Consider the following 12,476-nt stretch of genomic DNA (forward strand, 5'->3'; position numbering starts at 1 on the left):
GTAAAGACGCATTCATCGCACTCCGGGCCCGGACGGGAGCGCATCATGAGCGCCGAAGTCACCTACCGGGAGTCGGTGGCCGAGGGGATCGCCCGGGAGATGCGCCGCGACGACACCGTTGTCTGCCTCGGCGAGGACATCGGTGCCGCGGGCGGAGTCTTCAAAACCACAGCCGGGCTGTTCGAGGAGTTCGGACCGAAACGCGTCTGGGACACGCCGATCTCCGAGCAGGCCATCGTGGGGGCCGCGATGGGTGCGGCGATGACCGGGATGCGGCCGGTCGCCGAGATCATGGTCTCCGACTTCCTGGCCTGCTGCTGGGATTATCTGGCCAACGAGATCCCCAAGGTGCGCTACATGACCGGCGGCCAGGTGACCGTTCCGCTGGTGATCCGCACCGCGAACGGCGGCGGGCTCGGGTTCGGCGCGCAGCACTCGCAGGCCGTGGAGAACTGGGCGCTCACCGTGCCCGGCCTGAAGATCGCCGCGCCGTCCACCCCGGCTGACGTGGTCGGGCTGATGGCTTCGGCCATCCGCAGCGACGACCCGGTCGTCGTGTTCGAGCACAAGGGTTTGTTCGCGTCCAAGGGGGCCGCGGCGCCACCCGGTCATGTCGTGCCGCTCGGCGAGGCGAGCATCGTCCGCGCCGGCAGCGACGTGACCGTGGTGGCGCTCGCCTCGACCGTCCCGACGGCGCTGCGGGCCGCGGAAGTGCTTGCCGCGGACGGGATCGGCGTCGAGGTGGTGGACCTGCGCTGCCTGGTGCCGCTGGACATGAAGACCGTGCTGGCCTCGGTGGAACGCACCTCGCGACTGGTGATCGTGGAGGAGAACCCGTACCAGGGCGGCTGGGGCGGCACGGTGGCGTCGATCGTGGCCGACGAGGGCTTCGAGTTCCTGGACGCGCCGATCCGCCGGGTCGCCAGCGAATGCGTGCCGCTGCCGTTCGCCGACACACTCGAGGACGAGGTCATCCCGACCGTCGACAAGGTGGCCGACGCGGTGCGCCGGCTGGCCGTCTTCTGAACCCACCTGAAGGAGAAAATCGTGAGCATGCTCATCAAAGGCGGTCAGGTGCTCAGCATGGACCGCGAGATCGGCGACCTGCCGAAGGGCGACATCCTGATCGAGGACGGCCAGATCACCGCCGTACAACCGGAGATCAGCGCGGACGCCGAGATCGTCGACGCCACCGGCATGATCGTGATCCCGGGCTTCGTCGATTCCCACCGGCACACCTGGGAGGCGGCGATCCGCAACTGCGCGCCCAACGCCACCCTGGACGACTACTTCGTCGAGGTGCTGGACACGTTCGCGCCGCTGTACCGCGCGGAGGACGTGTACGCCTCCAACCTGGCCGGCTCGCTGGAGTGCCTCAACGCCGGCATCACCACGCTGGTCGACTGGTCGCACATCAACAACACGCCGGAGCACCCGGATGCGGGGATCCGTGCGTTACAGGAGACCGGAATCCGCGCGCAGTACGCCTATGGCAGTGCGAACACCTCGCTGGCCGACTACTGGTTCGACAGCAAGATCGCGATCCCGGGTGACGACGTGCGCCGCGTGCGGGAAACCTACTTCTCCTCGGACAGCGGCCTGCTGACGATGGCCCTGGCCACCCGGGGCACCGGGTTCTGCGTGGAGGACGTCGTCCGTTCCGAGTGGACACTCGCGCGCGACCTCGGCATCCCGATCACCGTGCACGTGGGCATGGGCCGGCTGGCCGGGCGGTTCGGAATGATCAAGCAGCTGCACGAGCTCGGGCTGCTCGGCCCGGACACCACCTACATCCACTGCTGCTACTTCAGCGACGAGGAATGGCAGCTCGTCGCGGACTCCGGCGGGACGATCTCGCTCGCGCCGCAGGTCGAGGTGCAGATGGGCCACGGCTGGCCGCCGGTGATGAAGGCGATCGGGTACGGCCTGCGGCCGAGCCTGTCCATCGACGTGGTGACCACGGTGCCCGGCGACATGTTCACCCAGATGCGCTCCGCATTCGGCACCGAGCGGGCCCGGGTCAACGCCGAGTGCTGGCAGGCCAATGTGGACATTCCGGAGAACATGCTGACCGCGCGGGACATGCTGGAGCTCGCCACGGTCAACGGCGCGCACGTGGCCGGGCTCGAGGACGTCACCGGCTCGCTCACCCCCGGCAAGCGGGCGGACGTGGTGCTGCTGGACGCCACCGCGCTCAACATGGCGCCGATCCACGACCCGGTCGCGGCCGTGGTGCTCAGCGCCGATGTGTCCAATGTGGACACCGTGATCGTGGACGGCGTGGTGCGCAAGCGCGGCGGTAAGCTGCTCGCCGACGTGGCCGCCGCCCGGACGGCGGTCCAGGCGTCCAGGGACTACCTGGTGGATCAGGTGGCGCAGCGGAAGACGACGGCACCCGTCTGATGTCGCGTCATCTGGTGCGCCGGGCCTCCGAGGCCCGGTACGTCGCGGGCGTGCCCGGGTTCCGCCACTGGTCCGTGGTGGATGAGGGCACGCCCGCGGCGGTGCACACCGGCTTCGTGCTGTGCGAGCTGGATCCCGGTGCGGAGATCGCGCCGCGGGCCCAGTCCTTCGAGGAGTCGGTGTACGTCACGGAGGGCACGCTGGTGCTGCGCACGCCCGAGGGCGCGGTGGCACTGACGCCCGGCGACTACGCGCTGCTGCCCGTTGGCTACCCGCACGCCTGGCGCAACGAGGGCGAAGACGTGGCGCGCTGGGCCCGGATGCTCGCGCCGCAGCCCCGCGAGCGGCTCGACGGCGACACGTTCAGCGTGCCGCTTCCGGAAACCGGTCCGGCACAGGCGATCGACGTGCGCGATCCGCGCAACCGGCAGTTCGGCCACATCGAACCGTCCAACATGGACCCGGGCAAGCAGTCCCAGGAGCTCCTGGCGCTGTCGGCCAGCATGCGCACCGCGCTGCTTGTCTACAGTGGAATCACGGTGAAGATGATGGTCGACTCCGACCTCGGCGCGCAGCTGCACACCATGTTCATGGTGCAGTACGAGCCGGCCGGGGTGGCCGGGCCGCACGACCACCCGTTCGAGGAGAGCTACTACTTCCTCGAAGGCGAGGGCGAGGGCACGTTCGACGGGCAGAGCTACCGGCTCACGCCCGGCGACGTCGCGTTCGCCGGAGTCGGCTGCGTGCACGGGTTCCGCAACCTGGGTGACGGTCCGCTGCGCTGGCTGGAAACCCAGGCGCCGGCGCCACCGGGCCGGCACTCCTACCGGTTCGTGCGGGACTGGGACTACCTTCGGGCGGCGGTGGAGCGAGAGGAAGCAACGTGACGTTGCTTTCCCGCGGACAAGGGAGCTGATCATGGAGCCGATCCTGATCGTCGGCGGCACCGCCGGCATCGGCCTGGAGCTTGCCCGGCATTACGCCCGGGCCGGCCGCGAGGTGATCCTCACCGGCCGGGATGCCGGCCGCGCCAAGGAGGTCGCCGGCCAACTCGCCGGTGACGCGCGCGGGCTCGGCTTCGACCTGTCCCGCCCGGAGGAGATCGCGCCGGCGCTGGCCGACGTGAAGTCCGTCGGCTCGCTGGTGCTGGCCGCCATCGAGCGGGACCAGAACGACATCACGGAGTTCGACCTGGAAGCCGCCGAGCACCTGGTGACGCTGAAGCTGGTCGGCTACCCGGCCGTGATCAGCGCGCTGCGCACCCGGCTCACCGCGGACGCCTCCGTGCTGCTGTTCGGCGGCCAGGCCCGGGTGCGGCCGTATCCCGGGTCCACCACCGTGTCCACGATCAACGCAGGCGTGCTCGGCCTGGTCCGCACGCTGGCCGTGGAGCTCGCGCCGGTGCGGGTGAACTCCATCCACCCCGGGATCGTCGGGGACAGCCCGTTCTGGCGGGACAAACCGGCGCAGGTGCTGGACAACGTGCGGGCCGGCACGCTCACCGGGAAGCTGGTCACGATGGCGGACATCGTTGCGGCGTCGGTGTTCCTGCTGGACAACCCGGCGGTCAACGACGTGAACCTGGTGGCCGACGGAGGCTGGCGGTGAGCGGAGGCGAAGCCGCAAGTGTCGACTGGACGCGCGAGCGAGCTTGCGAGCGAGCAAGACTGGGCGGCAGCGCAGGTGCGAGGACGAGCACCGTGGACGACAGTGGCTGAGTCGGAGCGACCGGGGGGCACTGTAGTGGTTGCGATTGTGGGGGCGGGCCGGATGGGGGCGGCCATGGCCGGCAGGCTGCTGCGCGCCGGCGAGTCGGTGACCGTGTACAACCGCACCCGCGAGCGGGCGGAGGCGATCGAAGGCGCGACCGTGGCCGGTACCGCGCGCGATGCCGCGGCCGGCGCCGAGGTCGTGATCGTCTCGCTGGCCGACGACGACGCCGCCCGGGACGCCTACGGCGGGCCGGAGGGTTTGGTGGCGGGGCTGCGCCCGGGCACCGTGGTGCTGGAGACCAGCACGCTGTCCCCGAGTGCGGTCCGCGAGCTGGCGCCGCTGGTCGAGGAGCGCGGCGCGGCGCTGCTGGACGCGCCGGTGTCCGGCAGCGTGCCGCTGGTGGAGCGCGGCGAGCTCACGTTCATGGTCGGCGGGGACGCCCCCGCGCTCGAGGCGGTCCGGCCGGTGCTGGACATCCTCGGCAAGCGGGTGTTCCACCTGGGCGGGCACGGCGCCGGCGCGACCATGAAGCTGGCCGTCAACTCCGCGCTGCACGGGCTCAACCAGGCCATCGCCGAGGCGCTGGTGCTGGCCGAGAAGGCCGGCATCGAGCGGTCCGCGGCCTACGAGGTGTTCGCCTCCAGCGCCCTGGCCGCCCCGTTCGTGCTCTACAAGCGGGCCGCCTACGAGCGCCCGGACGAGACGCCGGCCGCGTTCACCCTCGGCCTGGTGGCCAAGGACCTGGCGCTGGCCGCCGGGCTCGCCGCCGAGGCGGACACACCCATGCCGCAGCTCACGGTGAACCGCAACGTGGTCGCGGCCGCACTGGACGCCGGGCTGGCCGAGGCGGACATGAGCGCCCTCGCGGTGCTGCTCCGGGACTACAGCTGACGTCCGAAATTTCCGGAAACCGCTTGCCTCCCGGGGCCACACCCCGGCCCGGCCGTGACCCCCTTGTGACCATTGGAGTCAGGTATTGATCCGCCGCTTGGCGCGGTTATAGTGTGAGGCCAATCACCGAAAACTACCGATCCAAGCTCCGAAAGTTTGCGGCGAAGGGACAGCAATGACTGCTTACACCCCGATGCCCCGCCGGGCATTCCTCGGCGCCCTCGGTGCCGGTGCGACCATGCTCGGGCTCGGGGCCTGCAGCAGTGGCAGTAGCGGCTCGGGCGATCCCAACGCGGCCCAGACCATCGAGTGGTGGCACATCGCGAACACGCCGCCGATGCTCCCGGTCTGGCAGCAACTGGCCGACGCCTACACGGCGGCTCACCCCAACGTGAAGTTCAACATCACGCCGATCGAGAACGAGGCCTTCAAGGCCAAGATGACCACCGAGACGCAGTCCGGGCACGCCCCGCACCTGTTCCACACCTGGGGCGGCGGCGTGCTCAAGCAGCAGGTCGACGCCGGGCTGGTCAAGGACATCACCGGCGACGTCGCCGGCACGGTCAGCGGGATCTCGCCGGCCGCGATGGACGCCTACCTGATCGACGGCAAGACCTACGCCCTGCCGAACGACATCGGCATGGTCGGCTTCTGGTACAACAAGGCGCTGTTCAGCAAGGCCGGCATCAGCAAGCCGCCGGCCACCTGGGCGGAGCTGCTCGACGACGTCCGCAAGCTCAAGGGCGCCGGCGTGGTCCCGATCGCCATCGCCGGCCAGGCCAAGTGGCCGGAGATGTACTACTGGACCTACCTCGCGATGCGCATGGTCGGCACCGACGGGCTCAAGAAGGCCTTCACCGACAAGAAGTTCGACAGCCCCGAGTTGATCCAGGCGGGCAAGCACCTCAAGGAGCTGGCCGACCTGCAGCCGTTCCAGAACGGCTTCCTGGCCGCGCCCTACGACCAGCCCACCGGGCAGGCCGCGACGATGGGCAACGCGCAGGCCGCCATGGAGCTGATGGGCCAGTGGGCGCCGTCGGTGGAGAAGGAGCAGTCCGGCAAGGGCATCGGCGCCGACCTCGACTTCTTCCCGTTCCCCGCGGTGGACGGCGGCAAGGGCAAGGCGACCGACATGATGGGCGGCGGCGGCGGGTTCGCCGTCGGCAAGGACGCCCCGCCGGCCACCGTCGACTTCCTCAAGTTCCTGCTGCAGCCCGAAAACATCAAGAAGGGCATCGCGACCGGCGCGATCCTGCCGGTGGTCAAGGGCACCGATGACGCGGTCTCGGACGCCGACGCGAAGAAGGTCGTCGCCCAGGTCGAGAAGTCGACGTCGTTCCACCTCTACCCGGACCAGGCCTGGCCGCCGTCGGTGGGGCAGGCCCTCAACGACAGTGTGTCCCAGCTCGTCGCCGGCGCGATGACCCCGGAGGCGGTCGCCAAGGCGCTCACGGAAGCCGCGCAGAACGCCTAGCCGGCGGGCGACACTCCTCCCATGACACGTTCCGCTCTCGAAGCCGAGACCCGGGCGGCCACGGCGCGGCCGCCCGGGGTCGCGGGGCCGTCCGCCGCGCCGAAGCGTAGTCAGCGACGCTCCGGCCGGTGGACGGCTGTCGCCCTGTTCCTGCTGCCGGCCCTGGTCCTGTTCACGCTGCTGGTGCTGGCGCCCATCGTGGTCGCCGGCTACACCAGCGTGTTCAAGTGGAACGGGTTCGGCGGCCTGCCGACGAACTTCATCGGCCTGGACAACTTCGAGCGGATGCTCAAGGACAAGGTGTTCCTGGGCGACCTGAAGAACGGGCTGATCCTGATCATCCTGTCGATGGTGGTCCAGCTTCCGCTGGCGCTGGGCATCGCCCTGCTGCTCAACCAGAGGTTCCGCGGCCGGGCGGTGTTCCGGCTGCTGTTCTTCGCCCCGTACGTGCTGAGCGAGGTCATCGCCGGCGTGCTGTTCACCATGATCTTCAGCGGCAGCCGGGGGCTGGGCGGCAAGATCGCCGACTTCCTCGGGCTCGGCGGGGCCGGCCTGCTGGGCGACCCGAAGATCGTGCTGTACACGCTGTTCTTCGTGATCACCTGGAAGTACTTCGGCTTCCACATGATCCTCTATCTGGCCGGGCGGCAGAACATCCCGAACGAGCTGATCGAGTCGGCGATGATCGACGGCGCCTCGCCGTGGCAGACCTTCCGGCACGTCACCCTGCCGCTGCTCGGCCCCACCATCCGGATCAGTGTTTTCCTGTCGGTCATCGGCACGATCCAGCTGTTCGACATGGTGTGGGTGTTCACCAAGGGCGGGCCGATCCACGCCTCGGAGACCATGGCGGTCACCATGTTCGACTACGGCTTCCGCCGCGCCGAGGTCGGCTACGCCACCGCGATCAGCGTGGCCATGTTCGTGATCAGCTTCGTCTTCGCGATCGCCTACCAGCGCTTCGTGATGCGCCGGGACCTCGAGGGAGCCGTCACCGGAATGCGAGACCAGCGATGACGACCGAGACGCTACCCCGAGCCGAACAGCGGGCGGCACCGCGGAAGCCGGCCCCACCCGGCCCGGTCAAGCCGAGCGGCCGGCTCGGCGCGCTGCGGACGGTCGTGCTGTACGCGATCGCCATCGTGGTCGGCCTGTTCATCTTCATCCCGATCGTTTACGGAATCCTCGCCGGCTTCAAGGACAACGGTCAGCTGTCCCGGAACCCGATCGGCCTGCCGAATCCCTGGGTTCCCGGCAACTACGCCGGAATTCTGGGCTCCGTGGACTTCTGGCGTCCACTGTGGAACACCACGTTCATCGCGATCGGCACGGTGCTGCTCACGGTCGGCGTGGCCGCGATGGCCGCGTTCGTGTTCGCCCGGTTCGCCTTCCGCGGCCGGGAGCTCTGGTTCGTGATCTTCACGGTCGGCCTGCTGTTCCCGTTCCAGGTGGCGATCCTGCCGCTGTTCATCACGCTGCGGCAGCTCGACCTGCTGAACAACCCGCTGGGCGTGATCCTCCCCCAGGCGGCCTTCGGGCTGCCCGTGACGATCATCATTCTTCGTGGCTTCTTCCGGAGCATCCCGGCCGAGATGGAGGAAGCCGCGACGCTGGACGGCTGCGGCCCGTTCGGGTTCTTCTGGCGCATCCTGCTGCCGATGGCGCGGCCGGCGCTGGCCACCGTCTCCGTGCTGGCGCTGGTGACCAGCTGGAACAACTTCTTCCTGCCCCTGGTCGTGTTCGGCGACCGCAGCCTGTGGACCATCCCGGTCGCGGTGTCCCAGTTCAGCACCGAGCACAGCACCGACACCGCGAAGGTCATGGCCTATGTGGTCCTCGCCATGGTCCCGGCCCTCGGCATCTACGCGTTCGCCGAGCGCCACCTGGTCGGCGGCCTGACCTCCGGCGCCACAAAGGGCTGAGGCCCGAAGAACACCCGGTGCCAGATCTCCAGGCACAGCAGCGTCCAGATCCGGATCTCCTCGTTGGCCCGGCCCGACTCGTGGCTGTGCAGCAGGCGGCGGACCGCTCCGGGGTGCATCACCTGGCTGGTGAACGACGACGCGCCGAGCAGCAGGTCGTGGGCGAACTCCTTGAGGCTGCCGCGAAACCACTCGTCCAGCGGCACCCGGAAACCGACCTTGCGGCGCTCCACCACGTCGTGCGGCAGGTAGCGGTGGGCCACCTGCTTGACCACCCACTTGGTGTGGCCCGACCGGACCTTGTAGCCGGACGGGATGGCATAGGCTGCGTCGACCACATCCCAGTCCAGGAACGGCGGCCGGGACTCGACCGAGGCCGCCATGGACATCCGGTCTCCGCGCTCCAGCAGGTTGTCGGACAGCCAACTTCCGGTGTCCAGGTAGGACAGCCGGCGGATCGCATCGCCGTCCACTGTGGACAGTTGGGCGGCCCGCCCGGCCCGGTGCGAGGCCAGCCCCAGCAACTCCGCCCGCTCCCGGCTGGTGAACGGCGCGAACCAGCCGGCCATCCGCTCGCCCGGTGTGGCCTCCTCCAGCGCCCGCAGCGCCACCCGGGCCCGGGCCAGGGCCGGCGGCAACCGGTCCGACACCAGGCGCAGCAGCCAGCCCGGCACCGGCACGTCGTTCAGCCAGGCCAGCCGGTACTTGGGATAGCCGCCGAAGAGCTCGTCGCTGCCCTCGCCGGACAGCATCACCTTGACGTGCTGGCGGGCCTGGGTGGCCAGCCGGAACACCGCCACGTCCGCCGGCTCGGAGATCGGCGCGTCCCGGTGCCAGGTGAGCGGCCCCCACAATTCGTGGAAGTCGTTGGGAGACACCCGAACCTCGTGGTGGTCGGTGCCGAGCAGCCCGCTCACCCGGCGCGCCCACGGGGTCTCGTCGTGCCTGGTGTCGCCGTCGAACGCCGCGGACACGGTCAGCACCGGGTCGCTGGTCAGCCGGCTGGCGATGGCGGTCACCAGGCTGGAGTCCACCCCGCCGGACAGGTACGCGCCCACCGGCACGTCGGCCACCAGGCAACGGTCCACCGCCGCGCGCAGTGCACTGTCCACTGTGGAAATTGCGGTGTCGGCGCTCATCCGCACCGTGGTGTCCGCCGCCGGCCGGGTCCAGTACGCCGAGAGCCGCTGGACGCCGTCCGAACCGACGCGCAGCAGCCGGCCCGGCTCCAGTTTGCGCACCCCGGCGAAGAACGTGAACGGCGCGGGCACCGCCCGGCCGGCGAGATAGGCGTCCAGGCTGTGCGTGTCGGCCACGGCGGCCTCGGGCGCCGCCGCCAGAATCGCCTTGATCTCCGAGGCGAACACGAACTTCTCCGCGTCGGCGTAGTAGTACAGCGGCAGAATGCCCAACCGGTCCCGGAACAACCACAGCGCCGCGTCGTCGTGGTCGTAGAGGGCGTAGGCGAACTGACCGCGCAGCCGGCTCACCCCGTGCGGGCCGGCTTTCCGGAACAGTGCCAGCAGCACCTCGGTGTCCCCGTTGCTGCGGAACGGGTATTCGAGCTCCTGGCGCAGCTGCCGGTAGTTGAGGATCTCGCCGTTGAAACAGGTTCGCAGCCGGCCGTCCGGAGAGCTCATCGGCTGCTCCGACCCGGCCGGGTCAATGATCGACAACCGGCGGTGGGCGAACCCGACCGGGCCGTCCCACCAGGTGCCCGCGCCGTCCGGGCCACGGTGCCGCAACCGCTCCCCCATGGCGTTCAACCGGGTCACATCGACCGGCGTGCCGTCGAAGCGGAGAATTCCCGCGATTCCACACATGTGCGCGTCCTTCACATCTCCCCGGACGGATGGGTCGTTCGACGGACGGCAAGCGTTTCGTAGCGCTCCGCGGCCTCGGGCCGATACACGTCGAGTGTTGACCGACGCGGCGCGGGCCACGGTGATCGTCCCCGCGCACAACGAATCGGCCGTCATCGAGCGCTGCCTGGCCACGCTGCTCGCCGGCGCCCTGCCCGGCGAGTTCCAGGTGGTCGTCGTGTCCAATGGCTCGCACGACGCCACCGCCGCCCTGGCCCGCTCGTTCACCAGCCACCCCGTCGAGGTGGTCGAGCTCCCGGCCCCCTCCAAGATCGCCGCTCTCCGGGCCGGCCTGGCCCGCGCCCGCACCGGCGTCCGCGTGGTCGTCGACGCGGACGTCCTGCTCGGCACCTCCGCCCTCCGCGAGCTCGTCTCCGCGCTGGCCGCCGCCGAGCCCAACCCCCGCGCCGGCTCCCCCCAACTAGCCGTCGACACCTTCGCGTCGTCCCCGCTGGTCCGCGCCTACTACCGGACCTGGACCCGCCTCCCCTACGTCCGCACCGGCATGATCGGCTCCGGCGTCTTCGCGGTAAACCTCGCCGGCGCGTCCCGCCTCAGCACCCTCCCCGACATCCTCAACGACGACGAATGGGTCCGCCGCTCCTTCCCCCCACCCGAACGCATCACCACCCTCGCCACCTTCACCATGACCGCCCCCCGCACCCTTCGCGCCCTCATCTCCCGCAACGCCCGCGCCCACCTGGGAAACCGCGAGCTAAATTCAAAAAACCCAGGCAATGGCAACACAATTGGCGACCTGATCAAGGCCGTCCGCTCCCGCGAGGTCACCCCCACCGACGCCCTCGCCTACTTCGCCGTGGTCGCCCTGTCCCGCACCCTCGCCCGCTGGCGCCTGGCCACCGGCCGCGCCCGCCAATGGTCCACCGACCACACCTCGCGCACCTGACGCCGCCGCCGAAGGCACGCTGAACAATCCGGCAGCGCCCGGCCCGCCAAACGTCGCGGGTAAGCCCACAATCAGTGCGCCGAGCCTGCGAGGCGGTGGCGTGACCGAGGTCGAGGCGGAGCTGGCTCGCGTGATGCGGGAGCACGCGGGCCGGTTGGCCGCGGCGCTGGTGTCGCTGTTGGGAGATTTCGCGGCGGCGGAGGACCTTGTCTCCGAGGCGGTGCTGACCGCGCTCAAGCGGTGGCCGGAGGAGGGGATTCCGGAGCGGCCGCGGGCGTGGTTGTTCGCGGTGGCGCGGAATCGTGGGTTGGACGTGTTGCGGCGGGAGGCGCGGTACCGGGAGAAGCTGGCGCTGTTGCGGTGGCCGGGGGACAGCGAGCCGGATGACCGGTTGCGGCTGATCTTTACCTGCTGCCATCCGGCGTTGCCGCGGGCGGCGCAGATCGCGTTGACGCTGCGGGTGGTGTGCGGGTTGACGACGGCGCAGATCGGGAGCGCGTTCCTGGTGCCGGAGAGCACGGTGGCGCAGCGGATCACCCGGGCGAAGCGGAAGATCACCGAGGCGGGGATTCCGTACCGGGTGCCGGACGCCGACGAGCTCGGCACCAGGCTGACCGAGGTGCTGGCGGTGATCTACCTGCTGTGCAACGAGGGGTACCTGGCCAGCGGCGGGGACGCGGCGCAGCGGCGGGACCTGGTCGACGACGCCGAGTGGCTGGCGGCGCTGCTGCACGGGTTGATGCCCACCGAGCCCGAGGTGGCCGGGTTGCTGGCGCTCATCCGGCTGCACCGGGCGCGGGCCGCGGCGCGGTTCGACGAGCACGGCAACCTGGTGCTGCTCAAGGATCAGGACCGGACGCGGTGGGATCACGGTGCGATCGCCGACGCCACGAGGCTGCTGGCGCGGGCGGCGCGGCACCGGAAGCCCGGGCCGTACCAGCTGCAGGCGGCGATCGTGGCCTGCCACGCCGAGGCGAAGACCTGGGCGGACACCGACTGGCCGCAGATCCTGGTGCTGTACGGGTTGCTGCTGGCGCACGCGCCGTCCCCGGTGACCCGGCTGCACCGGGCCATCGCGCTGCGCCACGTGGCCGGGCCGGCAGCCGCCCTCGACGAGCTGTCCACTATGGACACAGAGTTGGCCAGGTACCACCTCTACCACGCCACCCGCGCGGAGCTGCTGCGCGAGCTGGGCCGGCGCGAGGAGGCCCGCGCGGCGGACCGGCGGGCGTTGGAGCTCACCGCGAATCCGGCCGCGCAGGCCCTGCTCGAGCAACGCATCCTGGCCTGATCACATCGCTCGT

Annotated in this window: 11 protein-coding genes; 10 read left to right on the forward strand and 1 reads right to left on the reverse strand. The window is 70.3% G+C overall.

Features of this window, described 5'->3' with window-relative positions:
- Window positions 1-45 precede the first annotated feature (45 nt).
- The 8 genes from VGR06_RS09155 (at window position 46) to VGR06_RS09190 (ending at window position 8,403) form a co-directional block, all read left to right on the forward strand.
- Window positions 46-1,026, forward strand: coding sequence for an alpha-ketoacid dehydrogenase subunit beta (locus VGR06_RS09155; protein ID WP_327558553.1), 981 nt, complete (start codon window positions 46-48; stop codon window positions 1,024-1,026).
- A 27-nt stretch (window positions 1,027-1,053) separates the two neighbouring features.
- Complete coding sequence (locus VGR06_RS09160) at window positions 1,054-2,403, forward strand: amidohydrolase family protein (RefSeq protein ID WP_327558573.1); 1,350 nt, start codon at window positions 1,054-1,056, stop codon at window positions 2,401-2,403.
- Entirely contained in the window at window positions 2,403-3,290 is an 888-nt protein-coding gene (locus VGR06_RS09165) for a cupin domain-containing protein (protein WP_327558554.1), read from the forward strand. Before VGR06_RS09160 ends, VGR06_RS09165 begins: the two co-directional genes overlap by 1 nt.
- A gap of 31 nt (window positions 3,291-3,321) precedes the next feature.
- Window positions 3,322-4,011: an SDR family NAD(P)-dependent oxidoreductase gene (locus tag VGR06_RS09170; protein WP_327558555.1), complete on the forward strand. Its 690-nt coding sequence runs from the start codon at window positions 3,322-3,324 to the stop codon at window positions 4,009-4,011.
- 135 nt (window positions 4,012-4,146) lie between these two features.
- On the forward strand, window positions 4,147-5,007 hold the full coding sequence (locus VGR06_RS09175) for an NAD(P)-dependent oxidoreductase (RefSeq protein WP_327558556.1): 861 nt from the start codon (window positions 4,147-4,149) through the stop codon (window positions 5,005-5,007).
- 175 nt (window positions 5,008-5,182) lie between these two features.
- The gene (locus VGR06_RS09180; RefSeq protein ID WP_327558557.1) at window positions 5,183-6,481 is read left to right on the forward strand and encodes an extracellular solute-binding protein; all 1,299 of its coding nucleotides are present in this window, start codon (window positions 5,183-5,185) and stop codon (window positions 6,479-6,481) included.
- A 21-nt stretch (window positions 6,482-6,502) separates the two neighbouring features.
- Entirely contained in the window at window positions 6,503-7,498 is a 996-nt protein-coding gene (locus tag VGR06_RS09185) for a sugar ABC transporter permease (RefSeq protein WP_327558558.1), read from the forward strand.
- Window positions 7,495-8,403: a carbohydrate ABC transporter permease gene (locus VGR06_RS09190; RefSeq protein ID WP_327558559.1), complete on the forward strand. Its 909-nt coding sequence runs from the start codon at window positions 7,495-7,497 to the stop codon at window positions 8,401-8,403. The genes VGR06_RS09185 and VGR06_RS09190 overlap by 4 nt, the downstream gene beginning before the upstream one ends.
- Here the strand turns inward: VGR06_RS09190 and asnB are convergent.
- A complete protein-coding gene (asnB, locus tag VGR06_RS09195; RefSeq protein WP_327558560.1) occupies window positions 8,343-10,226 on the reverse strand; it encodes an asparagine synthase (glutamine-hydrolyzing) in 1,884 nt (627 codons plus the stop codon). The genes VGR06_RS09190 and asnB overlap by 61 nt on opposite strands.
- Window positions 10,227-10,323: 97 nt before the next feature.
- Here asnB and VGR06_RS09200 point away from each other — a divergent pair, with 97 nt between their 5' ends.
- Window positions 10,324-11,172: a glycosyltransferase gene (locus VGR06_RS09200; RefSeq protein ID WP_327558561.1), complete on the forward strand. Its 849-nt coding sequence runs from the start codon at window positions 10,324-10,326 to the stop codon at window positions 11,170-11,172.
- Window positions 11,173-11,272: 100 nt separating this feature from the next.
- Window positions 11,273-12,463: an RNA polymerase sigma factor gene (locus VGR06_RS09205; RefSeq protein ID WP_327558562.1), complete on the forward strand. Its 1,191-nt coding sequence runs from the start codon at window positions 11,273-11,275 to the stop codon at window positions 12,461-12,463.
- Window positions 12,464-12,476: the final 13 nt, after the last annotated feature.

This window comes from Actinophytocola sp., from assembly GCF_036002505.1.
Taxonomy (GTDB): Bacteria; Actinomycetota; Actinomycetes; order Mycobacteriales; family Pseudonocardiaceae; genus DASYTH01.

Coding starts and splice junctions, on each gene's coding strand:
- VGR06_RS09170 (WP_327558555.1), top strand. CDS start 3,322: ATGGAGCCGATCCTGATCGTCGGCGGCACCGCCGGCATCGGCCTGGAG.
- asnB (WP_327558560.1), bottom strand. CDS start 10,226: ATGTGTGGAATCGCGGGAATTCTCCGCTTCGACGGCACGCCGGTCGAT.
- VGR06_RS09155 (WP_327558553.1), top strand. CDS start 46: ATGAGCGCCGAAGTCACCTACCGGGAGTCGGTGGCCGAGGGGATCGCC.
- VGR06_RS09180 (WP_327558557.1), top strand. CDS start 5,183: ATGACTGCTTACACCCCGATGCCCCGCCGGGCATTCCTCGGCGCCCTC.
- VGR06_RS09185 (WP_327558558.1), top strand. CDS start 6,503: ATGACACGTTCCGCTCTCGAAGCCGAGACCCGGGCGGCCACGGCGCGG.
- VGR06_RS09190 (WP_327558559.1), top strand. CDS start 7,495: ATGACGACCGAGACGCTACCCCGAGCCGAACAGCGGGCGGCACCGCGG.
- VGR06_RS09165 (WP_327558554.1), top strand. CDS start 2,403: ATGTCGCGTCATCTGGTGCGCCGGGCCTCCGAGGCCCGGTACGTCGCG.
- VGR06_RS09160 (WP_327558573.1), top strand. CDS start 1,054: ATGCTCATCAAAGGCGGTCAGGTGCTCAGCATGGACCGCGAGATCGGC.